Below are 25,504 nucleotides of genomic sequence, written 5' to 3'. Positions count from 1 at the left end.
ACTGCCTCGATACGGCGTCGGGCATCACCCCTCAGCGAATCAACGCGGGCGCGACCGGAGGGCGGCCGCTGCCCGGTGACGCCACAGTTGCGGATCCCACCGGCGGCGCGCCGGGCGGCCCGGAGGCGCGCAGGCCCGCGCCACGGACCTCGAACCGCACGCGCTGCAGTTCACGTCCGCGATCATCCAGCAGCGCCAGCTCGTGCCGGCCCGGCATGGGCATCCAGTCGAACGACGGCCCCCGACCGACCACCCGCCCATCCAGGCGCCATTGCGCCCTCGCCTGCCGGTCCAGATGGCCCTCATGCGCAAATCGCAAACGCTGGGCCGCGGGCGGAATGTCCGGATCCAGCGCATAGATGGCGCCGGGCGCTGGATTGCGAATGCTGACTGGCGTGGCGGCCAAGCGGATCACCGACTGCTCGGTGCCCGCCACGAACAGCTCGCGGCGCGGCGGCTCGCCATTGGCCTCGAATTGCATCTCGCGGGTCACGATGCCGGAGGGCGGCGCCAGCGGCTTGGGCGAGCTTCCCGCGTGCAGCGCCAGCATCAGCTCTCGCCAGATGGGTGCGGCCCCGCTGACCCCGGACACCTGCTGCATGGCCTGGCCACTGGAGTTGCCGACCCAGACGCCCACGGTGTAGCGGCTGGTCCAGCCGATGCACCAGTTGTCGCGCATGTCCTTGCTGGTGCCCGTCTTGACTGCGGCGGGGAACGGCAGCGCCAGCGCGCTCGCCAGTCCAAACGTGAGCGCCCGGGCGTTGTTGTCGCTCAGCATGTCGCCGACGATGTAGGCCGCTCGCGCATCGGCGACCTGACGAGACACGACAGGCTTCGACAACGGTCCGGCACGCGCAGCGGCAGCCGCATTCGCGGATGGCGGCATCCCTGTGGTCGGTGACGTCACGGGGCGAGCCCTCCCGAACGCCGACGGCGATGGGGGTGAAGGCGGCGCTGAAGAAGATGGCGGAGACACCGGTGGTGTCGACCCACTCGGCGTTGCGAGCGAGGCAGTAGAAATGGTTGCAGACCCTGTGGCGATGTCGACGGGAAGTTTCACGTCGCTGTAGCGCCCGCCGTTGGCGAGTGCACGGTAAGCATTGGTGAGCGCGAGCAAGCTCACATCGGCGCTGCCCAGCGCGAGCGAATGGCCGTAGAAGCCGCCGGTCTCGGGCAGTTGAAGTCCGAGCGCATTCAGCCGCTCAAACAGCAGTTCGGGCGTGAGCATCAATGACACGCGTACCGCAGGGACGTTCAGGCTGTTGCCCAGGGCCGCACGCGCGGTCACCCAGCCCCGGTAGGTCTTGTCGTAGTTCTGCGGCAGATAGATGCCTGCGCCGGTCGGCACTTGTGCGGGCGAATCGTCCAGCAGGCTGGCGGCGGTGATCAGCCGACGCTCGATCGCCAGTTCATAGACGAAGGGCTTGAGGGTGGAACCCGGTTGCCGCCGCGCCAGCACATGGTCCACCTGAGCCGCCTCGGACAGACTGCCACTGGAGCCGACCCAGACACGCACCTCGCCGCTGGCGTTGTCGAGCACGACCACCGCGCCATCCTCCACCTGTCGCCCGTCCAGCTCGGCCAATTGACGACGCAGGGACTGTGTGGCCAAGCGCTGCCACCGCGCGTCGAGCGTGCTGCGCTGCCCGACCGGCCCGTCCGCGCGCAAAGCCAGGCGGGCAAAGTGTGGCGCCCACTGCGGCGTATCCGCCAGGAGCAGCGGCTTGCGGCGTAGCACCGCGCCGACTTCGTCGGGCAGACCGCCGCAGGTCGACCCCATGGCCTTCAGCAGACCGCAGGCCCGCGTGGCGATCACTTCGGCCGACGCATTCGGCCCGCGCAGCATGACCGCCAGCATCGCGGATTCCCGCGCATCGAGTCCAGCAGCTCGTTTTCCGAACAGCGCCTGCGCCGCTGCCGGCACGCCGATCAGTTCCCCCCGCAGCGGCACGCGGTTCAGATAGGCCTCGAGGATCTGCGCCTTGGTCCACCGCTTTTCCAGCCGACCAGCCACCCAGGTCTGACCGAGCTTCTGGGTCAGGCTGCGGCCACCGCGATGGGCCAGGTCCTCGTCCAGCAGACCCGCCAGTTGCATGGTGACGGTCGATGCGCCGCGGGTGCGGGTGTTCCAAAGGTTGCCCCAGGCACTGGCCGCCACCGCCGACCAATCCACGCCGCTGTGCGCATAGAAATGCTGGTCTTCCGACAGGAGGATCGCATGCAGCAACGCGGGCGACATCTGAGCCAAGGGCACCCAAGCCAGCGTGCGATGACGAAGATCGAGTCGCATCGACTGCAGCGGCTCGCCGCGGCGATCCAGAAGCAAGCGGTCGGAGGTCTGGTGGGCGGCGCGCGTCTGCTCGAAGCTGGGCAGCTCTGCGGCGTTGGCCGCAGAGGCTCCGACGATGCCGCCCCAGGCAAGCATGACCGCACAAACCCACGCACGAGCCCGGGCCCGAGCCCGAGCGGCAGTCACGTCCCACTGCGCAGGTGCCCGCCGAGCGACGGCGGCGGCCCACCCGCGCAGACGCCTCACGGCGCCACCTCCAAGGTCGCATTCGGCAGTTCACCAAAGCGGTCGGGGGCATACATCGCCTCCGCGCGGGTGGAGGGCATCTGGAAGCGGCCTGCGTTGTTCAGCCGCACCGTGTACTCCAGCACGTGATGGCCACGCGGCAGGTAGCTGAAGTAAGCCCGCCAGGCGGAGAAGCTCCGTTCGATGAAGTCGGGCCAGGCCTCTCCTTCTCGACGCTCGCCCTGGCTTTCGATGGTGCCATCCACGATGGAGGCGCCCGTGGGCAAGGGATCGCTGAGCACGACCCAGGTCATGTCCGCAGCCGCGTCGATCTCCAGGCGGACGCGCATCACGTCACCGCGCGTCCAAGCGGGCGCGGCCTTCTGCGACACCGGTTGCAGGCTGCGCTTGATCGAATAGCCGGCCGTCAGCGGCGCCTTCAACGGCACGGCGGCCAGCGCCTGGACGGTCGCCCAGGGCTTGCCGTCGCCGGTGTGGGTGATCGACAGGGGATTTGATCCCCCGGCCGGCCAGGGCAGCGGCAGCACGCTGCCGTCGGGCTTGACACTCCACTCCTGCACGGCGGACTTGCCGGCCAGTTGGGCTTCGGTCCGGCCCTTGACTGCCTGCGCCTCGAACTTGGCGGAGAACCGTTCCAACGCCAGCGCGCCCCACAGGTTGGCGGTCGTGCTGTACCAGGCGCCCCGCTCCTGACGGGCCAGCGTGCCGGTGATGATGCGCGGCAGGTCCTCGCGCCAGGATGGATCGTCCACCAGCGCGAGGATGACGCGAGCGGCATTGCCGTCGCCGCTGTCCATCAACCACCACCAGGCGTCGGTGTCTTCATTGACGAAGCGCAGCGTCGTCCCGGCGTAGCTCAGGCGCGAACGCAACTGGGTCTGGGCACCGCTGATCTGCGCCTCGCGCTGGGGGGCCTGGGTCATGCGCTGGTGGATCACCAGCCAATCGATGACCGCACTGGTCGGCCAGGTCGGCAGATTGCGGGCATCGACCGTGGCCAGCTGCCGCGGCGTCGCCCGTCCATACCGCGCCAGCGCGGCCAATGCGGCGACACGTCGAGGTTCGTCATCCGGGCGAGGCGACCAGTACCGGCGGGCGATCCGGCCTTCGACAAACGCCGACAGCCCATCGAGCGCCTTGTTCAACTGCGCCTCCGGCAACCGTCGTCCGCCCTCCTGCGCGGCGGACAGCACATAAGCTGTCAGCACGTCGCTGCCCTGGGTGATGTAGTTGGACAGCGGAAAGTAGGCAAACAGCCCATCGCCGTCCTGATAGGTGCTCAGCCGCCCCATCAGACCGTCCCAGCCGCCGGCATCATGCAGCGCGAGCAGTCGCGAGCTCTGCTGCTCCAGGCAGGTGTAGGGATAGGTCTCGAAGAAACGGCGAATGCCCGGCAGCGCGCTGGACAAGCGCGGCTGAAGTCCGATCTGCAAGCCACCGCGCTTTGCGCCCTGCGCCGGCAAGGCGTCTGAGGGTGGTGCGACCGGCAGGCTCATCGGCCCATCCAGTTGCTTCAGCGTGGCCTGCATCACCCGCAGTGGCACCGCGGGCTCGACCTGTTGGGTGGTGCGCATCGCATCCTTGGCGGCGCCAGCGCCTTGCTCGGTGGCCACGGCTTCCCAAGTGATGCGTTGGGCCCCTTCCGGCACCACGACGGACCAGCTCAATTCCTGCGCGGCCCCTGCGGCCAGCTTCAGGGTTTGCGGCTCCTGGATGAGCGGTTGTTCGCCGCCATCGGTCGTGGCTTTGCCCTGCAGCGTGATGCGAAGGTCCATGGCGCGATTGCTGGCATTGCGCAGCGTCATCATGGCCTGAACACGGTCGCCCTCACGCACCAACGGCGGCAAGCCGGACAGCAGTTGGAGGTCCTGGCTCACCTTGATGCTGTTTTCCCCGGTACCGAAACGCTGGCCCGGTGCATCCGCGACCGCGACCAGACGGAATCGGGTCAACGAGTCATTCAGCGGTACCTGCACGACGGCCTCTCCCTGGGCGTTGACCTGCACGGCGGGCTGCCAGGTGAGCAAGGTATCGAACAGCTCGCGCGTGGCAAAACCACCGCCACCGCCGGCCGCCACCGCCTTGCGTCCGTAATGACGGCGCCCGATGATTTCGCTGTGAGCGGTCGACGTCGACACCGCCCAGGGGCGCGTCTGGAGCAGGCTGTCCAACAGCTTCCAGCTCGTGTTGGGCGCCAATGCGAGCAAGCCTTCATCGACCGCCGCGAAGGCAATCAGCGCATCCGGGACGGGCTTGCCATCCTGCGTGACACGGAGCTTGACCTGCGCCGTCTGACGCACGCCGTATTGCGTCTCTTGAGGAACGACGTCGACCTGAAGCTGATGCTTTGCACGCCCGACCTCGATCATCGCCATGCCCAGCTTGAACGAGGGTTTGGAGAGGTCCACCATGGCCGTCGGCGGCTGGTAGTCACCGGATGCGCGCCATTCGCGCCACCAGTTCAACGGCTCACGCCAGCCCCAACTGAAAAACGAATACCACGGCACATCGCGAAGCCGACCACGCAGCACCATCACGCTCACGTAGGCGTTGGGCGTCCAGTCCTTTTGAATCTTCAGATCGATCCATGGGTCGGTGCCTGAAAGTTGCCGGACCTCGCTGTGCATCAAGCCTTCGCGCTCAACGGTCACCAGGGCGGTGGCTTCCCGATAGGGCATCCGCACTTGGAAACGCGCCGTCTCGCCCGGCTCCCACCGACGGCGCTCGGGGATCACATCGATGCGATCGTCGTTGTCCTGAGAGAACCAAAGCTGCCCGGCGCGGGTCACCCAGACCGACCGCGCGGCCTTGGCGCTGCGATTGCTGGTGTCGGTCGCGGTGGCGATCAATTCCAACTGGCCGCTTTGCGTCAATTTCACGTCACAACGGATCAGCCCCTGGGCGTCGCTGGTGCCACGGCACAACTCGCCCATGTCCTTGGCGGTGCTCTGATGTTCGTAGCCGTAGAAGCCGCCGACGAGACGTTTGCGCGTGCTCAGCGTTTGCAACTGTCGGCCCGAGATGCTGATCGAACGCCCCGACACCGGCTTGCCATTGGTATCGAGCGCGACCGCATTCACCTGCAATGTCTGGCCGTTGGCGACCCAGCTTGCGGCGCGAATCCCCACCTGGACTTCAGCCGGCCACAGCGTTTGGGAGGCCGCACGGGTGTGCGTTTGCCCATCGGGATCTCGGTAATTCAACTCCACCCGGAGTTCGGACGGACGGTCCAACGGCGCACGCACTGGCACTCGGAATTGCGCCGCACCTTGCGCATCGGTCTGCACGGCGAGCTTGTCCAGCAGCAGCCGATTGCCACGACTTTCTGCTGCGCTCTGTCCGCCGTCCCCTTCTCCGTCTTCAGGCCCATCGCCTTCGTCGACGGCGCCTCGCTGGGCATCTCGCTCGGAAGGCGGCTCAAAAGCAAAGTCTTCGTAGCCGGCCACCGATTGCCAACGCGGCTGCAGCACCGCATTGATCTGAACCGGCGACTTCGCCATCGGGCCTCCAGCCATGTAATTCAGCTGCGCGCCCCAGGTGTAGTCCTTGGCCCCGACGGACGGCGCCTTGGGTGGCAGCAACCGCGCGTCCACCAGAGGCACGCGGAACTCCTCCACGCGAACGCTGCCGCTGTCCCAACTCCGCCGGCGATTGGCCGTGCCGGTGGTGCGCTCAAGAATCAGCCGGTAGGTGCCCAGCTTCGCGCCGGGCGGCACTTTCCAGGTCGACAACGCATAACGGCTGCCTTGCCAAGGCAGGTCGATCGTGGTGACGTCCTCGCCCGTTCCCTCAAAGACGACCCGAAGACGATTCGGCAACTGATCAGGCGGCGCATCATTGAGCCCCTGCATCGTCTCAAGCCGGAAGAAATGCTTCATTGACAGCGTTTCGCCGGCCCGGAGCATCGGACGATCGGTCACGGTGTGGGCGCGGGCTTGGCTCTCACTGCCGTATGAAATCGGTGCATTGAAGCGCCAGGTCTCAATGCCTCGGTCCCAGGCGGTGAACATGAAGGAAAAGTCAGTCGGACGCCCGGCCTGCTCCAGACGCGCCGTCACGAACAGCCCGCTTTCTCCCACACAACGCTGACGCTCGTTGCGACCCAGGTTCTGCTGGTCGATGCGCGCCAGACCATTTGCGTCTGTCTTGCCCGTCCACAGTTGAGTGCCAGCGCAGTCATACACAGCGATCTGCGCATCGGAAACCGGTCGTCCCTTGTCAAGGCTGGTGACCCACGCGAGGCTGTTGTCACGCCCCCGTTTGAAGTGAAGGCCCAGGTTGGTCACCAGCACGCCGGTCCGCACATACATTGGTCGACGTGTCTCCAGGAGTGACTGGCCCAGCTGGGGAGACTGCAGCTCCAGCACGTGGTATCCCGGCTGCGTCAACGGGATGCCCACCACGTTGATGGACTTCTCAGCTGGCGACGGTGCCGGCACGGTCAATGTCTGCAGGCCGGACTCGCCGCGCAGCAACTCTTCCTTGCGGGTATCCCATTCGGCCTGGGATGCCTTGTACAGCTTTGCATGCCAGCGCAGCGCTTCCAGGTCCTCACCGATGCGCTTGACGCGCAATTGACCAGCGCCGCCGGCTCTCAACTCCTGCTGCACATGGCGAAGGCTGAGCGGAACCAAACTGGGACCTTCACGCTCCCATTCGACAATCCCAAACGGCGCCGCGGCGAATTTCGCCAACGGCGGGGCAGCGCCGGTGCGAACAGTCAGTGGGAAACTGGCTGAATTCGCCAAGGGGCGGCCACTCAAATCACGGATACCGCTTGGCAACTCGATCTTGAACTGCTGGTCCTCGGGCAAGGGCACCGGGAATCTCACGCTGGTGAGCGAGGCTGATTCGCTATCGGACCCATCGCTGTCGGGTGACACCGGCGCGATCAGTTGGTTATCACTTCCCCTGAGGCGTATTGCGAGCGCCTGAGCACGCGGAATCGCCTCCGAGAACGACACGCTCAGAGGGAGAATGGGAAGGCATGGCGCGTTCGCTCTTTCGCGCTCGCAGCTGAATTCTGCAGTCAGCGGCTGGCGCACCGTGAATCGATAACGGTGCTCGCCTCGGGTACGCACGGCGTCGTCCACAGCAGCAGCAATCCCCGGCCCCCACACGAGCGCCGAATCAACGCCAGCTGGCAACGGACGCTGGCAGCCGACCAACACCCAAGGCTGCTGTTTGGCGTCTAGCTTGAGCGCCTTCATCAAGCTGTCTCGCTCGCCCGCAGAATAAAGCTTCACCGGAATGCGCTCGCCGATGGCCTTGGACTCGCACCACATCCCGTTGGCGATCGTCGACTCGTTTGCCGCACCGGAGAGGCGCAGCAAGAATCGTTGGTCCTCTTCAATTTGCGAGCCTTCCCAGGGTCTCACCTGATCGACGGTCGGCGCCGCAATATTGAACGTGAAGCTCCGAGGCCCTTGCCACTGTGGGTTCGCCCCGGGCGCACTGGGCTTGAAATCTTCATTGACGCTGATTCGGCAACGCGCCCCAGACGGCAGCGCCTGTCGAAAATCAAAGACCCACTCCTTCTCGTTGGTCCATCGTCCTTGCCCATCCACACGCACGCCCGGTGAGCACTGCAGGGCCACCGGTGCAGAACCACGAGGATCACCGAGAGGTACGACAGCCTCCTTGAACTGCACCGACACGTTCTGCAATCGGCCGACCTCGCCCTGAGGCGAGACCTTCACCAATTCGATGGCGACAACCGATTTTCCGGCCAACAAAGCAACCGCAGCGACCGCATATCCGGCGTATGCGCGAAGGGACGAGGTATTGCGGGTGCATCGACGGAGCTTGGTGTTCGACATATCCGGCCAGATTGTTCGGGATGCCTTTAGTCTAGCGGCTGCGACAGCGCCAATCCGTCCCTCGAAAGGGGGCACGAATTTGTACAAATCGGGCCATACATACGTCTTACTGCCATCCACCAAAATGAATCGGGGAAGCAGGAATATGAAAGTATAAAAACACACCCCAAAAGCAAAAACCCCTTGAACCGATTGGTTCAAGGGGTTTGGCGGGATATTAGCCTGACGATGACCTACTTTCACACGGGAATCCGCACTATCATCGGCGCTGAGTCGTTTCACGGTCCTGTTCGGGATGGGAAGGGGTGGGACCGACTCGCTATGGTCATCAGGCTTAACTGGTTGGCTGCTGTCTGTCTTTGGGGGACGGGACAACGAGCCCAATTCGGTAGAGTCAAATCAGCTTTTGATTGCGTCTTCAGGAATGAAGAACGGTTGTTGATCTCTCCCTGCAGGGGGAGGAGATCTGCGTGACCACACACCTTGACGTTTTGAGTGTCAAAGTTATAGGGTCAAGCCTCACGGGCAATTAGTACTGGTTAGCTTAACGCATTACTGCGCTTCCACACCCAGCCTATCAACGTCCTGGTCTTGAACGACCCTTCAGGGGGCTCAAGGCCCCGGCAAGACTCATCTTGAGACGAGTTTCCCGCTTAGATGCTTTCAGCGGTTATCTCTTCCGCACTTAGCTACTCGGCGATGCCACTGGCGTGACAACCGATACACCAGAGGTGCGTCCACTCCGGTCCTCTCGTACTAGGAGCAGGCTCTCTCAATCTTGCAGCGCCCACGGAAGATAGGGACCAAACTGTCTCACGACGTTTTAAACCCAGCTCACGTACCTCTTTAAATGGCGAACAGCCATACCCTTGGGACCGGCTACAGCCCCAGGATGAGATGAGCCGACATCGAGGTGCCAAACACCGCCGTCGATATGAACTCTTGGGCGGTATCAGCCTGTTATCCCCAGAGTACCTTTTATCCGTTGAGCGATGGCCCTTCCATACAGAACCACCGGATCACTTAGTCCTACTTTCGTACCTGCTCGACTTGTCAGTCTCGCAGTCAAGCACGCTTATGCCTATGCACTATTAGCACGATTTCCGACCGTGCCTAGCGTACCTTCGAACTCCTCCGTTACACTTTGGGAGGAGACCGCCCCAGTCAAACTGCCCACCATACACTGTCCCCAACCCGGATAACGGGCCAAGGTTAGAACCTCAAACACACCAGGGTGGTATTTCAACGTTGGCTCCACCTGATCTAGCGACCAGGTTTCAAAGCCTCCCACCTATCCTACACAGATCTGTTCAAAGTCCAATGTAAAGCTACAGTAAAGGTTCATGGGGTCTTTCCGTCTTTCCGCGGGGAGATTGCATCATCACAAACATTTCAACTTCGCTGAGTCTCTGGAGGAGACAGTGTGGCCATCGTTACGCCATTCGTGCAGGTCGGAACTTACCCGACAAGGAATTTCGCTACCTTAGGACCGTTATAGTTACGGCCGCCGTTTACTGGGACTTCAGTCAAGAGCTTGCACCCCATCATTTAATCTTCCAGCACCGGGCAGGCGTCACACCCTATACGTCGACTTTCGTCTTTGCAGAGTGCTGTGTTTTTAATAAACAGTCGCAGCCACCGATTATCTGCGGCCTCATTGGGCTCCCCAAGTAAATGGTTCACCTACTAAAGGCACACCTTCTTCCGAAGTTACGGTGTCAATTTGCCGAGTTCCTTCTCCAGAGTTCTCTCAAGCGCCTTAGAATACTCATCTCGCGCACCAGTGTCGGTTTGCGGTACGGTCGTCTGTAGCTGAAGCTTAGTGGCTTTTCTTGGAAGCAGGGTATCACTCACTTCGTCTGCAAGCAGACTCGTTATCACACCTCAGCTAAGCCCTCCGGATTTGCCTAGAGGGCACGCCTACATGCTTGAACCGGGACATCCAACACCCGGCTGAGCTAACCTTCTCCGTCCCCACATCGCACTACAGATCGGTACAGGAATATTGACCTGTTTCCCATCAGCTACGCATCTCTGCCTCGCCTTAGGGGCCGACTCACCCTACGCCGATGAACGTTGCGTAGGAAACCTTGCGCTTACGGCGAGGGGGCTTTTCACCCCCTTTAACGCTACTCATGTCAGCATTCGCACTTCTGATACCTCCAGCAGGCCTCACGACCCACCTTCACAGGCGTACAGAACGCTCTCCTACCACGCACAGTAAACTGTGCATCCGCAGCTTCGGTAACTGGCTTAGCCCCGTTACATCTTCCGCGCAGGACGACTCGATCAGTGAGCTATTACGCTTTCTTTAAATGATGGCTGCTTCTAAGCCAACATCCTGACTGTTTTAGCCTTCCCACTTCGTTTCCCACTTAGCCAATTTTAGGGACCTTAGCTGGCGGTCTGGGTTGTTTCCCTCTTGAGTCCGGACGTTAGCACCCGGTGCTCTGTCTCCCAAGCTGTACTCTTCGGTATTCGGAGTTTGCATAGGTTTGGTAAGTCGCCATGACCCCCTAGCCTAAACAGTGCTCTACCCCCGAAGGTAATACTTGAGGCACTACCTAAATAGTTTTCGGAGAGAACCAGCTATCTCCAGGTTTGTTTAGCCTTTCACCCCTATCCACAGCTCATCCGCTAGTTTTGCAACACTAGTCGGTTCGGACCTCCAGCACCTGTTACGGTACCTTCATCCTGGCCATGGATAGATCACCTGGTTTCGGGTCTACACCCAGCGACTAATTCGCCCTATTCGGACTCGATTTCTCTACGGCTACCCTATTCGGTTAACCTCGCCACTGAATGTAAGTCGCTGACCCATTATACAAAAGGTACGCAGTCACCCTTGCGGGCTCCTACTTTTTGTATGCATGCGGTTTCAGGATCTATTTCACTCCCCTCCCGGGGTTCTTTTCGCCTTTCCCTCACGGTACTTGTTCGCTATCGGTCGATTACGAGTATTTAGCCTTGGAGGATGGTCCCCCCATATTCAGACAGGATTTCACGTGTCCCGCCCTACTCTATTCGTGCCTAGTTCCACAAAAGACATTTCTCATACGGGGCTATCACCCGCTATGGCCGGACTTTCCATTCCGTTCTGATATGCCAAATGCTAAATCACGAGGGCTACTCCGATTTCGCTCGCCACTACTTTCGGAATCTCGGTTGATGTCTGTTCCTCGAGCTACTGAGATGTTTCAGTTCGCCCGGTTCGCCTCGCATACCTATGTATTCAGTATGCGATACCTCTAAAGAGGTGGGTTTCCCCATTCGGAAATCTCCGGATCAAAGCTTATTTGCCAGCTCCCCGAAGCTTATCGCAGGCTATCACGTCCTTCGTCGCCTGTAATCGCCAAGGCATCCACCACATGCACTTAGTCACTTGACCCTATAACTTTGACATCCGCAGATGTCGTCAAGGACAGACGCTCAGCTTCCTGAGCGTTCAATTGAGTATCACGCGTTTCGCCGTTCTTCATTTCTTCTCTGAACTTGTCCAGAGTTGAAGTTTGGTGACGCAATCAAATGTCGCTGGCGGCACGGTGCCGAGTGCCCCTTTACGAGCACCAGCTTTCCGCCAGCAACGCTGATTCGACTCTACGAATTGTTAAAGAACAACAGCCGACTTCTTTCAAAGCCGAGACTGGCAAACCACAGCATCAATCGCTTGACGCTGTGGTTTGCCAACCCTTCAGGAGTGAGAAATTGGTGGAGGATGACGGGATCGAACCGACGACCCCCTGCTTGCAAAGCAGGTGCTCTCCCAGCTGAGCTAATCCCCCTTTCCAGTTCGGCGCGCTCGCCTCACTGTCCGTGGTGGGTCTGGCTGGATTCGAACCAGCGACCCCCGCCTTATCAAGACGGTGCTCTAACCGACTGAGCTACAGACCCACGCGTTCTGGCGTGACCCTGTCCTCAGCGCTCGCCCCTTCAAGGCCAGCTTGCCAGGCTCACGTGTTTTCTCACTCACTGTTGTGTCTGCAGCCGATAAGTGTGGGCGCACTGAACTGAGCTATGTGGACGCCGCTCAACGCTCAACCGAAGTTGATCATTGGCTTTGTCATTCTCTAGAAAGGAGGTGATCCAGCCGCACCTTCCGATACGGCTACCTTGTTACGACTTCACCCCAGTCACGAACCCTGCCGTGGTAATCGCCCTCCTTGCGGTTAGGCTAACTACTTCTGGCAGAACCCGCTCCCATGGTGTGACGGGCGGTGTGTACAAGACCCGGGAACGTATTCACCGCGGCAAGCTGATCCGCGATTACTAGCGATTCCGACTTCACGCAGTCGAGTTGCAGACTGCGATCCGGACTACGACCGGGTTTCTGGGATTAGCTCCCCCTCGCGGGTTGGCAGCCCTCTGTCCCGGCCATTGTATGACGTGTGTAGCCCTACCCATAAGGGCCATGATGACCTGACGTCATCCCCACCTTCCTCCGGTTTGTCACCGGCAGTCTCATTAGAGTGCCCTTTCGTAGCAACTAATGACAAGGGTTGCGCTCGTTGCGGGACTTAACCCAACATCTCACGACACGAGCTGACGACGGCCATGCAGCACCTGTGTTCAGATTCTCTTTCGAGCACTCCCAAATCTCTCTGGGATCTCTGACATGTCAAGGGTAGGTAAGGTTTTTCGCGTTGCATCGAATTAAACCACATCATCCACCGCTTGTGCGGGTCCCCGTCAATTCCTTTGAGTTTCAACCTTGCGGCCGTACTCCCCAGGCGGTCAACTTCACGCGTTAGCTACGTTACTGAGAAGAAACCCTCCCAACAACCAGTTGACATCGTTTAGGGCGTGGACTACCAGGGTATCTAATCCTGTTTGCTCCCCACGCTTTCGTGCATGAGCGTCAGTACAGGCCCAGGGGATTGCCTTCGCCATCGGTGTTCCTCCGCATATCTACGCATTTCACTGCTACACGCGGAATTCCATCCCCCTCTGCCGTACTCTAGCCATGCAGTCACAAATGCAGTTCCCAGGTTGAGCCCGGGGATTTCACATCTGTCTTGCATAACCGCCTGCGCACGCTTTACGCCCAGTAATTCCGATTAACGCTTGCACCCTACGTATTACCGCGGCTGCTGGCACGTAGTTAGCCGGTGCTTATTCTTCAGGTACCGTCATCCCTCCGAGGTATTAACCCAAAGGATTTCTTCCCTGACAAAAGCGGTTTACAACCCGAAGGCCTTCTTCCCGCACGCGGCATGGCTGGATCAGGGTTGCCCCCATTGTCCAAAATTCCCCACTGCTGCCTCCCGTAGGAGTCTGGGCCGTGTCTCAGTCCCAGTGTGGCTGGTCGTCCTCTCAGACCAGCTACAGATCGTCGGCTTGGTAGGCCTTTACCCCACCAACTACCTAATCTGATATCGGCCGCTCCAATTGCGCGAGGTCTTGCGATCCCCCGCTTTCACCCTCAGGTCGTATGCGGTATTAGCTGCTCTTTCGAGCAGTTATCCCCCACAACTGGGCACGTTCCGATACATTACTCACCCGTTCGCCACTCGTCGCCAGGTTGCCCCGCGTTACCGTTCGACTTGCATGTGTAAGGCATGCCGCCAGCGTTCAATCTGAGCCAGGATCAAACTCTACAGTTCGATCTTGATTTACTCAACGGAATTGAACAAAGACTATTTACATAGCTTCATTCTCTTTCCGTGAGCGTCTTTTCGATTTAACCTTCTCAGGTCGCTCGGCCCAGACGCCCACGCTTATCGGCTGCAAATTCTTAAAGAACATCAAAACAACTTGCGTCGTCTTGTTTCGCGTCGCTGACTTGTCAGCAGCGAAGAGATGAGACTATAAACAAGTTCGCTAGAACTTGTCAACCCCTTTGCAGCAACTTCTTCAAGAACCTGCTGCAGGTGTTGGTCTCACCCTCAGAGATCAGCACTCATCACAAGCACTCATCTCTACGGGTAAAAATAGGAACGCCCGGTCACACGACCGGGCGTCTCCTCGATATTAGCCTGACGATGACCTACTTTCACACGGGAATCCGCACTATCATCGGCGCTGAGTCGTTTCACGGTCCTGTTCGGGATGGGAAGGGGTGGGACCGACTCGCTATGGTCATCAGGCTTAACTGGTTGGCTGCTGTCTGTCTTTGGGGGACGGGACAACGAGCCCAATTCGGTAGAGTCAAATCAGCTTTTGATTGCGTCTTCAGGAATGAAGAACGGTTGTTGATCTCTCCCTGCAGGGGGAGGAGATCTGCGTGACCACACACCTTGACGTTTTGAGTGTCAAAGTTATAGGGTCAAGCCTCACGGGCAATTAGTACTGGTTAGCTTAACGCATTACTGCGCTTCCACACCCAGCCTATCAACGTCCTGGTCTTGAACGACCCTTCAGGGGGCTCAAGGCCCCGGCAAGACTCATCTTGAGACGAGTTTCCCGCTTAGATGCTTTCAGCGGTTATCTCTTCCGCACTTAGCTACTCGGCGATGCCACTGGCGTGACAACCGATACACCAGAGGTGCGTCCACTCCGGTCCTCTCGTACTAGGAGCAGGCTCTCTCAATCTTGCAGCGCCCACGGAAGATAGGGACCAAACTGTCTCACGACGTTTTAAACCCAGCTCACGTACCTCTTTAAATGGCGAACAGCCATACCCTTGGGACCGGCTACAGCCCCAGGATGAGATGAGCCGACATCGAGGTGCCAAACACCGCCGTCGATATGAACTCTTGGGCGGTATCAGCCTGTTATCCCCAGAGTACCTTTTATCCGTTGAGCGATGGCCCTTCCATACAGAACCACCGGATCACTTAGTCCTACTTTCGTACCTGCTCGACTTGTCAGTCTCGCAGTCAAGCACGCTTATGCCTATGCACTATTAGCACGATTTCCGACCGTGCCTAGCGTACCTTCGAACTCCTCCGTTACACTTTGGGAGGAGACCGCCCCAGTCAAACTGCCCACCATACACTGTCCCCAACCCGGATAACGGGCCAAGGTTAGAACCTCAAACACACCAGGGTGGTATTTCAACGTTGGCTCCACCTGATCTAGCGACCAGGTTTCAAAGCCTCCCACCTATCCTACACAGATCTGTTCAAAGTCCAATGTAAAGCTACAGTAAAGGTTCATGGGGTCTTTCCGTCTTTCCGCGGGGAGATTGCATCATCACAAACATTTCAACTTCGCTGAGTCTCTGGAGGAGACAGTGTGGCCATCGTTACGCCATTCGTGCAGGTCGGAACTTACCCGACAAGGAATTTCGCTACCTTAGGACCGTTATAGTTACGGCCGCCGTTTACTGGGACTTCAGTCAAGAGCTTGCACCCCATCATTTAATCTTCCAGCACCGGGCAGGCGTCACACCCTATACGTCGACTTTCGTCTTTGCAGAGTGCTGTGTTTTTAATAAACAGTCGCAGCCACCGATTATCTGCGGCCTCATTGGGCTCCCCAAGTAAATGGTTCACCTACTAAAGGCACACCTTCTTCCGAAGTTACGGTGTCAATTTGCCGAGTTCCTTCTCCAGAGTTCTCTCAAGCGCCTTAGAATACTCATCTCGCGCACCAGTGTCGGTTTGCGGTACGGTCGTCTGTAGCTGAAGCTTAGTGGCTTTTCTTGGAAGCAGGGTATCACTCACTTCGTCTGCAAGCAGACTCGTTATCACACCTCAGCTAAGCCCTCCGGATTTGCCTAGAGGGCACGCCTACATGCTTGAACCGGGACATCCAACACCCGGCTGAGCTAACCTTCTCCGTCCCCACATCGCACTACAGATCGGTACAGGAATATTGACCTGTTTCCCATCAGCTACGCATCTCTGCCTCGCCTTAGGGGCCGACTCACCCTACGCCGATGAACGTTGCGTAGGAAACCTTGCGCTTACGGCGAGGGGGCTTTTCACCCCCTTTAACGCTACTCATGTCAGCATTCGCACTTCTGATACCTCCAGCAGGCCTCACGACCCACCTTCACAGGCGTACAGAACGCTCTCCTACCACGCACAGTAAACTGTGCATCCGCAGCTTCGGTAACTGGCTTAGCCCCGTTACATCTTCCGCGCAGGACGACTCGATCAGTGAGCTATTACGCTTTCTTTAAATGATGGCTGCTTCTAAGCCAACATCCTGACTGTTTTAGCCTTCCCACTTCGTTTCCCACTTAGCCAATTTTAGGGACCTTAGCTGGCGGTCTGGGTTGTTTCCCTCTTGAGTCCGGACGTTAGCACCCGGTGCTCTGTCTCCCAAGCTGTACTCTTCGGTATTCGGAGTTTGCATAGGTTTGGTAAGTCGCCATGACCCCCTAGCCTAAACAGTGCTCTACCCCCGAAGGTAATACTTGAGGCACTACCTAAATAGTTTTCGGAGAGAACCAGCTATCTCCAGGTTTGTTTAGCCTTTCACCCCTATCCACAGCTCATCCGCTAGTTTTGCAACACTAGTCGGTTCGGACCTCCAGCACCTGTTACGGTACCTTCATCCTGGCCATGGATAGATCACCTGGTTTCGGGTCTACACCCAGCGACTAATTCGCCCTATTCGGACTCGATTTCTCTACGGCTACCCTATTCGGTTAACCTCGCCACTGAATGTAAGTCGCTGACCCATTATACAAAAGGTACGCAGTCACCCTTGCGGGCTCCTACTTTTTGTATGCATGCGGTTTCAGGATCTATTTCACTCCCCTCCCGGGGTTCTTTTCGCCTTTCCCTCACGGTACTTGTTCGCTATCGGTCGATTACGAGTATTTAGCCTTGGAGGATGGTCCCCCCATATTCAGACAGGATTTCACGTGTCCCGCCCTACTCTATTCGTGCCTAGTTCCACAAAAGACATTTCTCATACGGGGCTATCACCCGCTATGGCCGGACTTTCCATTCCGTTCTGATATGCCAAATGCTAAATCACGAGGGCTACTCCGATTTCGCTCGCCACTACTTTCGGAATCTCGGTTGATGTCTGTTCCTCGAGCTACTGAGATGTTTCAGTTCGCCCGGTTCGCCTCGCATACCTATGTATTCAGTATGCGATACCTCTAAAGAGGTGGGTTTCCCCATTCGGAAATCTCCGGATCAAAGCTTATTTGCCAGCTCCCCGAAGCTTATCGCAGGCTATCACGTCCTTCGTCGCCTGTAATCGCCAAGGCATCCACCACATGCACTTAGTCACTTGACCCTATAACTTTGACATCCGCAGATGTCGTCAAGGACAGACGCTCAGCTTCCTGAGCGTTCAATTGAGTATCACGCGTTTCGCCGTTCTTCATTTCTTCTCTGAACTTGTCCAGAGTTGAAGTTTGGTGACGCAATCAAATGTCGCTGGCGGCACGGTGCCGAGTGCCCCTTTACGAGCACCAGCTTTCCGCCAGCAACGCTGATTCGACTCTACGAATTGTTAAAGAACAACAGCCGACTTCTTTCAAAGCCGAGACTGGCAAACCACAGCATCAATCGCTTGACGCTGTGGTTTGCCAACCCTTCAGGAGTGAGAAATTGGTGGAGGATGACGGGATCGAACCGACGACCCCCTGCTTGCAAAGCAGGTGCTCTCCCAGCTGAGCTAATCCCCCTTTCCAGTTCGGCGCGCTCGCCTCACTGTCCGTGGTGGGTCTGGCTGGATTCGAACCAGCGACCCCCGCCTTATCAAGACGGTGCTCTAACCGACTGAGCTACAGACCCACGCGTTCTGGCGTGACCCTGTCCTCAGCGCTCGCCCCTTCAAGGCCAGCTTGCCAGGCTCACGTGTTTTCTCACTCACTGTTGTGTCTGCAGCCGATAAGTGTGGGCGCACTGAACTGAGCTATGTGGACGCCGCTCAACGCTCAACCGAAGTTGATCATTGGCTTTGTCATTCTCTAGAAAGGAGGTGATCCAGCCGCACCTTCCGATACGGCTACCTTGTTACGACTTCACCCCAGTCACGAACCCTGCCGTGGTAATCGCCCTCCTTGCGGTTAGGCTAACTACTTCTGGCAGAACCCGCTCCCATGGTGTGACGGGCGGTGTGTACAAGACCCGGGAACGTATTCACCGCGGCAAGCTGATCCGCGATTACTAGCGATTCCGACTTCACGCAGTCGAGTTGCAGACTGCGATCCGGACTACGACCGGGTTTCTGGGATTAGCTCCCCCTCGCGGGTTGGCAGCCCTCTGTCCCGGCCATTGTATGACGTGTGTAGCCCTACCCATAAGGGCCATGATGACCTGACGTCATCCCCACCTTCCTCCGGTTTGTCACCGGCAGTCTCATTAGAGTGCCCTTTCGTAGCAACTAATGACAAGGGTTGCGCTCGTTGCGGGACTTAACCCAACATCTCACGACACGAGCTGACGACGGCCATGCAGCACCTGTGTTCAGATTCTCTTTCGAGCACTCCCAAATCTCTCTGGGATCTCTGACATGTCAAGGGTAGGTAAGGTTTTTCGCGTTGCATCGAATTAAACCACATCATCCACCGCTTGTGCGGGTCCCCGTCAATTCCTTTGAGTTTCAACCTTGCGGCCGTACTCCCCAGGCGGTCAACTTCACGCGTTAGCTACGTTACTGAGAAGAAACCCTCCCAACAACCAGTTGACATCGTTTAGGGCGTGGACTACCAGGGTATCTAATCCTGTTTGCTCCCCACGCTTTCGTGCATGAGCGTCAGTACAGGCCCAGGGGATTGCCTTCGCCATCGGTGTTCCTCCGCATATCTACGCATTTCACTGCTACACGCGGAATTCCATCCCCCTCTGCCGTACTCTAGCCATGCAGTCACAAATGCAGTTCCCAGGTTGAGCCCGGGGATTTCACATCTGTCTTGCATAACCGCCTGCGCACGCTTTACGCCCAGTAATTCCGATTAACGCTTGCACCCTACGTATTACCGCGGCTGCTGGCACGTAGTTAGCCGGTGCTTATTCTTCAGGTACCGTCATCCCTCCGAGGTATTAACCCAAAGGATTTCTTCCCTGACAAAAGCGGTTTACAACCCGAAGGCCTTCTTCCCGCACGCGGCATGGCTGGATCAGGGTTGCCCCCATTGTCCAAAATTCCCCACTGCTGCCTCCCGTAGGAGTCTGGGCCGTGTCTCAGTCCCAGTGTGGCTGGTCGTCCTCTCAGACCAGCTACAGATCGTCGGCTTGGTAGGCCTTTACCCCACCAACTACCTAATCTGATATCGGCCGCTCCAATTGCGCGAGGTCTTGCGATCCCCCGCTTTCACCCTCAGGTCGTATGCGGTATTAGCTGCTCTTTCGAGCAGTTATCCCCCACAACTGGGCACGTTCCGATACATTACTCACCCGTTCGCCACTCGTCGCCAGGTTGCCCCGCGTTACCGTTCGACTTGCATGTGTAAGGCATGCCGCCAGCGTTCAATCTGAGCCAGGATCAAACTCTACAGTTCGATCTTGATTTACTCAACGGAATTGAACAAAGACTATTTACATAGCTTCATTCTCTTTCCGTGAGCGTCTTTTCGATTTAACCTTCTCAGGTCGCTCGGCCCAGACGCCCACGCTTATCGGCTGCAAATTCTTAAAGAACATCAAAACAACTTGCGTCGTCTTGTTTCGCGTCGCTGACTTGTCAGCAGCGAAGAGATGAGACTATAAACAAGTTCGCTAGAACTTGTCAACCCCTTTGCAGCAACTTCTTCAAGAACCTGCTGCAGGTGTTGGTCTCACCCTCAGAGATCAGCACTCATCACAAGCACTCATCTCTACGGGTAAAAATAGGAACGCCCGGTCACACGACCGGGCGTCTCCTCGATATTAGCCTGACGATGACCTACTTTCACACGGGAATCCGCACTATCATCGGCGCTGAGTCGTTTCACGGTCCTGTTCGGGATGGGAAGGGGTGGGACCGACTCGCTATGGTCATCAGGCTTAACTGGTTGGCTGCTGTCTGTCTTTGGGGGACGGGACAACGAGCCCAATTCGGTAGAGTCAAATCAGCTTTTGATTGCGTCTTCAGGAATGAAGAACGGTTGTTGATCTCTCCCTGCAGGGGGAGGAGATCTGCGTGACCACACACCTTGACGTTTTGAGTGTCAAAGTTATAGGGTCAAGCCTCACGGGCAATTAGTACTGGTTAGCTTAACGCATTACTGCGCTTCCACACCCAGCCTATCAACGTCCTGGTCTTGAACGACCCTTCAGGGGGCTCAAGGCCCCGGCAAGACTCATCTTGAGACGAGTTTCCCGCTTAGATGCTTTCAGCGGTTATCTCTTCCGCACTTAGCTACTCGGCGATGCCACTGGCGTGACAACCGATACACCAGAGGTGCGTCCACTCCGGTCCTCTCGTACTAGGAGCAGGCTCTCTCAATCTTGCAGCGCCCACGGAAGATAGGGACCAAACTGTCTCACGACGTTTTAAACCCAGCTCACGTACCTCTTTAAATGGCGAACAGCCATACCCTTGGGACCGGCTACAGCCCCAGGATGAGATGAGCCGACATCGAGGTGCCAAACACCGCCGTCGATATGAACTCTTGGGCGGTATCAGCCTGTTATCCCCAGAGTACCTTTTATCCGTTGAGCGATGGCCCTTCCATACAGAACCACCGGATCACTTAGTCCTACTTTCGTACCTGCTCGACTTGTCAGTCTCGCAGTCAAGCACGCTTATGCCTATGCACTATTAGCACGATTTCCGACCGTGCCTAGCGTACCTTCGAACTCCTCCGTTACACTTTGGGAGGAGACCGCCCCAGTCAAACTGCCCACCATACACTGTCCCCAACCCGGATAACGGGCCAAGGTTAGAACCTCAAACACACCAGGGTGGTATTTCAACGTTGGCTCCACCTGATCTAGCGACCAGGTTTCAAAGCCTCCCACCTATCCTACACAGATCTGTTCAAAGTCCAATGTAAAGCTACAGTAAAGGTTCATGGGGTCTTTCCGTCTTTCCGCGGGGAGATTGCATCATCACAAACATTTCAACTTCGCTGAGTCTCTGGAGGAGACAGTGTGGCCATCGTTACGCCATTCGTGCAGGTCGGAACTTACCCGACAAGGAATTTCGCTACCTTAGGACCGTTATAGTTACGGCCGCCGTTTACTGGGACTTCAGTCAAGAGCTTGCACCCCATCATTTAATCTTCCAGCACCGGGCAGGCGTCACACCCTATACGTCGACTTTCGTCTTTGCAGAGTGCTGTGTTTTTAATAAACAGTCGCAGCCACCGATTATCTGCGGCCTCATTGGGCTCCCCAAGTAAATGGTTCACCTACTAAAGGCACACCTTCTTCCGAAGTTACGGTGTCAATTTGCCGAGTTCCTTCTCCAGAGTTCTCTCAAGCGCCTTAGAATACTCATCTCGCGCACCAGTGTCGGTTTGCGGTACGGTCGTCTGTAGCTGAAGCTTAGTGGCTTTTCTTGGAAGCAGGGTATCACTCACTTCGTCTGCAAGCAGACTCGTTATCACACCTCAGCTAAGCCCTCCGGATTTGCCTAGAGGGCACGCCTACATGCTTGAACCGGGACATCCAACACCCGGCTGAGCTAACCTTCTCCGTCCCCACATCGCACTACAGATCGGTACAGGAATATTGACCTGTTTCCCATCAGCTACGCATCTCTGCCTCGCCTTAGGGGCCGACTCACCCTACGCCGATGAACGTTGCGTAGGAAACCTTGCGCTTACGGCGAGGGGGCTTTTCACCCCCTTTAACGCTACTCATGTCAGCATTCGCACTTCTGATACCTCCAGCAGGCCTCACGACCCACCTTCACAGGCGTACAGAACGCTCTCCTACCACGCACAGTAAACTGTGCATCCGCAGCTTCGGTAACTGGCTTAGCCCCGTTACATCTTCCGCGCAGGACGACTCGATCAGTGAGCTATTACGCTTTCTTTAAATGATGGCTGCTTCTAAGCCAACATCCTGACTGTTTTAGCCTTCCCACTTCGTTTCCCACTTAGCCAATTTTAGGGACCTTAGCTGGCGGTCTGGGTTGTTTCCCTCTTGAGTCCGGACGTTAGCACCCGGTGCTCTGTCTCCCAAGCTGTACTCTTCGGTATTCGGAGTTTGCATAGGTTTGGTAAGTCGCCATGACCCCCTAGCCTAAACAGTGCTCTACCCCCGAAGGTAATACTTGAGGCACTACCTAAATAGTTTTCGGAGAGAACCAGCTATCTCCAGGTTTGTTTAGCCTTTCACCCCTATCCACAGCTCATCCGCTAGTTTTGCAACACTAGTCGGTTCGGACCTCCAGCACCTGTTACGGTACCTTCATCCTGGCCATGGATAGATCACCTGGTTTCGGGTCTACACCCAGCGACTAATTCGCCCTATTCGGACTCGATTTCTCTACGGCTACCCTATTCGGTTAACCTCGCCACTGAATGTAAGTCGCTGACCCATTATACAAAAGGTACGCAGTCACCCTTGCGGGCTCCTACTTTTTGTATGCATGCGGTTTCAGGATCTATTTCACTCCCCTCCCGGGGTTCTTTTCGCCTTTCCCTCACGGTACTTGTTCGCTATCGGTCGATTACGAGTATTTAGCCTTGGAGGATGGTCCCCCCATATTCAGACAGGATTTCACGTGTCCCGCCCTACTCTATTCGTGCCTAGTTCCACAAAAGACATTTCTCATACGGGGCTATCACCCGCTATGGCCGGACTTTCCATTCCGTTCTGATATGCCAAATGCTAAATCACGAGGGCTACTCCGATTTCGCTCGCCACTACTTTCGGAATCTCGGTTGATGTCTGTTCCTCGAGCTACTGAGATGTTTCAGTTCGCCCGGTTCGCCTCGCATACCTATGTATTCAGTATGCGATACCTCTAAAGAGGTGGGTTTCCCCATTCGGAAATCTCCGGATCAAAGCTTATTTGCCAGCTCCCCGAAGCTTATCGCAGGCTATCACGTCCTTCGTCGCCTGTAATCGCCAAGGCATCCACCACATGCACTTAGTCACTTGACCCTATAACTTTGACATCCGCAGATGTCGTCAAGGACAGACGCTCAGCTTCCTGAGCGTTCAATTGAGTATCACGCGTTTCGCCGTTCTTCATTTCTTCTCTGAACTTGTCCAGAGTTGAAGTTTGGTGACGCAATCAAATGTCGCTGGCGGCACGGTGCCGAGTGCCCCTTTACGAGCACCAGCTTTCCGCCAGCAACGCTGATTCGACTCTACGAATTGTTAAAGAACAACAGCCGACTTCTTTCAAAGCCGAGACTGGCAAACCACAGCATCAATCGCTTGACGCTGTGGTTTGCCAACCCTTCAGGAGTGAGAAATTGGTGGAGGATGACGGGATCGAACCGACGACCCCCTGCTTGCAAAGCAGGTGCTCTCCCAGCTGAGCTAATCCCCCTTTCCAGTTCGGCGCGCTCGCCTCACTGTCCGTGGTGGGTCTGGCTGGATTCGAACCAGCGACCCCCGCCTTATCAAGACGGTGCTCTAACCGACTGAGCTACAGACCCACGCGTTCTGGCGTGACCCTGTCCTCAGCGCTCGCCCCTTCAAGGCCAGCTTGCCAGGCTCACGTGTTTTCTCACTCACTGTTGTGTCTGCAGCCGATAAGTGTGGGCGCACTGAACTGAGCTATGTGGACGCCGCTCAACGCTCAACCGAAGTTGATCATTGGCTTTGTCATTCTCTAGAAAGGAGGTGATCCAGCCGCACCTTCCGATACGGCTACCTTGTTACGACTTCACCCCAGTCACGAACCCTGCCGTGGTAATCGCCCTCCTTGCGGTTAGGCTAACTACTTCTGGCAGAACCCGCTCCCATGGTGTGACGGGCGGTGTGTACAAGACCCGGGAACGTATTCACCGCGGCAAGCTGATCCGCGATTACTAGCGATTCCGACTTCACGCAGTCGAGTTGCAGACTGCGATCCGGACTACGACCGGGTTTCTGGGATTAGCTCCCCCTCGCGGGTTGGCAGCCCTCTGTCCCGGCCATTGTATGACGTGTGTAGCCCTACCCATAAGGGCCATGATGACCTGACGTCATCCCCACCTTCCTCCGGTTTGTCACCGGCAGTCTCATTAGAGTGCCCTTTCGTAGCAACTAATGACAAGGGTTGCGCTCGTTGCGGGACTTAACCCAACATCTCACGACACGAGCTGACGACGGCCATGCAGCACCTGTGTTCAGATTCTCTTTCGAGCACTCCCAAATCTCTCTGGGATCTCTGACATGTCAAGGGTAGGTAAGGTTTTTCGCGTTGCATCGAATTAAACCACATCATCCACCGCTTGTGCGGGTCCCCGTCAATTCCTTTGAGTTTCAACCTTGCGGCCGTACTCCCCAGGCGGTCAACTTCACGCGTTAGCTACGTTACTGAGAAGAAACCCTCCCAACAACCAGTTGACATCGTTTAGGGCGTGGACTACCAGGGTATCTAATCCTGTTTGCTCCCCACGCTTTCGTGCATGAGCGTCAGTACAGGCCCAGGGGATTGCCTTCGCCATCGGTGTTCCTCCGCATATCTACGCATTTCACTGCTACACGCGGAATTCCATCCCCCTCTGCCGTACTCTAGCCATGCAGTCACAAATGCAGTTCCCAGGTTGAGCCCGGGGATTTCACATCTGTCTTGCATAACCGCCTGCGCACGCTTTACGCCCAGTAATTCCGATTAACGCTTGCACCCTACGTATTACCGCGGCTGCTGGCACGTAGTTAGCCGGTGCTTATTCTTCAGGTACCGTCATCCCTCCGAGGTATTAACCCAAAGGATTTCTTCCCTGACAAAAGCGGTTTACAACCCGAAGGCCTTCTTCCCGCACGCGGCATGGCTGGATCAGGGTTGCCCCCATTGTCCAAAATTCCCCACTGCTGCCTCCCGTAGGAGTCTGGGCCGTGTCTCAGTCCCAGTGTGGCTGGTCGTCCTCTCAGACCAGCTACAGATCGTCGGCTTGGTAGGCCTTTACCCCACCAACTACCTAATCTGATATCGGCCGCTCCAATTGCGCGAGGTCTTGCGATCCCCCGCTTTCACCCTCAGGTCGTATGCGGTATTAGCTGCTCTTTCGAGCAGTTATCCCCCACAACTGGGCACGTTCCGATACATTACTCACCCGTTCGCCACTCGTCGCCAGGTTGCCCCGCGTTACCGTTCGACTTGCATGTGTAAGGCATGCCGCCAGCGTTCAATCTGAGCCAGGATCAAACTCTACAGTTCGATCTTGATTTACTCAACGGAATTGAACAAAGACTATTTACATAGCTTC

Annotated in this window: 2 protein-coding genes, 6 tRNA genes and 9 rRNA genes; all 17 read right to left on the bottom strand. The window is 57.4% G+C overall.

Features of this window, described 5'->3' with window-relative positions; all coding sequences use genetic code 11:
* Positions 1-31: 31 nt before the first annotated feature.
* A complete protein-coding gene (locus tag N4261_RS07620) occupies positions 32-2,425 on the bottom strand; it encodes a transglycosylase domain-containing protein (RefSeq protein ID WP_261759573.1) in 2,394 nt (797 codons plus the stop codon).
* Between the two features lie 107 nt (positions 2,426-2,532).
* Complete coding sequence (locus N4261_RS07615) at positions 2,533-8,556, bottom strand: alpha-2-macroglobulin family protein (RefSeq protein ID WP_261759572.1); 6,024 nt, start codon at positions 8,554-8,556, stop codon at positions 2,533-2,535.
* Between the two features lie 19 nt (positions 8,557-8,575).
* Positions 8,576-8,688 (bottom strand): 5S ribosomal RNA (gene rrf, locus N4261_RS07610).
* Between the two features lie 175 nt (positions 8,689-8,863).
* A 23S ribosomal RNA gene (locus N4261_RS07605) occupies positions 8,864-11,743 on the bottom strand.
* Between the two features lie 318 nt (positions 11,744-12,061).
* Positions 12,062-12,137 (bottom strand) — tRNA-Ala (locus tag N4261_RS07600).
* 32 nt (positions 12,138-12,169) lie between these two features.
* Positions 12,170-12,246 (bottom strand) — tRNA-Ile (locus tag N4261_RS07595).
* Positions 12,247-12,426: 180 nt separating this feature from the next.
* A 16S ribosomal RNA gene (locus N4261_RS07590) occupies positions 12,427-13,955 on the bottom strand.
* Positions 13,956-14,325: 370 nt separating this feature from the next.
* A 5S ribosomal RNA gene (gene rrf / locus N4261_RS07585) occupies positions 14,326-14,438 on the bottom strand.
* Between the two features lie 175 nt (positions 14,439-14,613).
* A 23S ribosomal RNA gene (locus N4261_RS07580) occupies positions 14,614-17,493 on the bottom strand.
* Between the two features lie 318 nt (positions 17,494-17,811).
* Positions 17,812-17,887 (bottom strand) — tRNA-Ala (locus N4261_RS07575).
* Between the two features lie 32 nt (positions 17,888-17,919).
* Positions 17,920-17,996 (bottom strand) — tRNA-Ile (locus N4261_RS07570).
* A gap of 180 nt (positions 17,997-18,176) precedes the next feature.
* Positions 18,177-19,705: ribosomal RNA gene (locus N4261_RS07565) — 16S ribosomal RNA — on the bottom strand.
* A 370-nt stretch (positions 19,706-20,075) separates the two neighbouring features.
* Positions 20,076-20,188 (bottom strand): 5S ribosomal RNA (gene rrf, locus N4261_RS07560).
* Positions 20,189-20,363: 175 nt separating this feature from the next.
* Positions 20,364-23,243: ribosomal RNA gene (locus N4261_RS07555) — 23S ribosomal RNA — on the bottom strand.
* Between the two features lie 318 nt (positions 23,244-23,561).
* Positions 23,562-23,637: transfer RNA gene (locus tag N4261_RS07550), tRNA-Ala, on the bottom strand.
* A gap of 32 nt (positions 23,638-23,669) precedes the next feature.
* Positions 23,670-23,746, bottom strand: a tRNA-Ile gene (locus N4261_RS07545).
* Positions 23,747-23,926: 180 nt separating this feature from the next.
* Positions 23,927-25,455: ribosomal RNA gene (locus tag N4261_RS07540) — 16S ribosomal RNA — on the bottom strand.
* Together the 16S, 23S and 5S rRNA genes with 6 tRNA genes alongside form the textbook arrangement of a ribosomal RNA operon.
* Positions 25,456-25,504 lie beyond the last annotated feature (49 nt).

The sequence above is a fragment of the Roseateles amylovorans genome (genome assembly GCF_025398155.2).
Taxonomy (GTDB): domain Bacteria; phylum Pseudomonadota; class Gammaproteobacteria; order Burkholderiales; family Burkholderiaceae_C; genus Roseateles; species Roseateles amylovorans.
The sequence above is the reverse complement of the archived record's forward strand: the minus strand, read 5'-3'. Positions and strand labels throughout refer to the sequence as shown.